This window comes from Ruthenibacterium lactatiformans (genome assembly GCF_000949455.1).
Classification (GTDB): Bacteria; Bacillota; Clostridia; order Oscillospirales; family Ruminococcaceae; genus Ruthenibacterium; species Ruthenibacterium lactatiformans.
The window spans coordinates 1-961 of record NZ_JXXK01000100.1 but is presented as its reverse complement, the minus strand read 5'-3'; the positions used below and the strand labels follow the sequence as shown (position 1 = coordinate 961).

Genomic DNA, 961 nt, shown 5'->3' with positions numbered 1-961 from the left:
AAAATATGTAATTAAGCGACCTGAAGGGTCTGGTATCTGTGTTGAGCAGGTGTCAGGCCCTTTAGCTTTAGCTTGATTCTGCGGTTATTGTAGTAGTAGAGATAGTCAATGAGCTCGGCTTTGAAGTGTTCCAGGGAGTCGAAATCTTGAAGGTAAAGCAGTTCTGTTTTGAGCAAGCCGAAGAAGTTCTCCATCACGGCATTGTCCAAGCAGTTGCCTTTCCGGCTCATGCTCTGCCGGACGCCCTTGTCTTCCAACATCTTTTGGTAATGCTTGTGCTGGTATTGCCAGCCTTGATCGGAATGAAGAATCAGTCCCGTACCGTCTGGGATTGTGTCAAAAGCTTTCTCCAACATGGAAGTGACCATACTGAGCATCGGATGCTCCGAGATCGTGCAGCTTATAAGATCCTCGCTGCACAGATCGAGAATTGGAGACAGGTACAGCTTCTCGCCGAACAAGGAGAACTCTGTCACGTCTGTGACCCATTTCTGGTCTGACTGCTCAGCATAGAAGTCCCTATCCAAGAGATTAGGAGCAATCTTTCCAACTTCGCCCTTGTAGGAATGGTACTTCTTCATCCGCACCTTGCTTGTTAACCCCAGCTTCTTCATCAGTTTCATCACAAGCTTGTGGTTGTGATGAAAACCTCGGTTTTGCAGTTCCTGCGTTACTCTGCGGTAACCGTACCTGCCCTTGTGTTCAGTCACAATAGAGCAGATTTCCTCTTTTAACTCCGCGTATTTGTCCGGGTCCTTCTGCTTTCTGGTGTAGTAATAGTATGTGCTGCGAGGGAGACCGGCGACGTCCGGCAACAGCGACAGTTTGTGTTCATACCTCAGTTCCCATATTACTTTTGCTTTTTCTCTTGCCGTACCCTCTCGGCAACCAGGGCATTCAATTTTTTAGGTATGCGTTCTCAGCTCTCAACCGCTGTACTTCCGCCAGGAGGTCTTCTTCT

At 48.1% G+C, this 961-nt stretch carries 1 protein-coding gene; it reads right to left on the bottom strand.

The features are described 5' to 3' along the window. Positions 1-11 precede the first annotated feature (11 nt). Complete coding sequence (locus TQ39_RS19880; protein ID WP_156146457.1) at positions 12-902, bottom strand: IS3 family transposase; 891 nt, start codon at positions 900-902, stop codon at positions 12-14. Between the last annotated feature and the right edge of the window lie 59 nt (positions 903-961).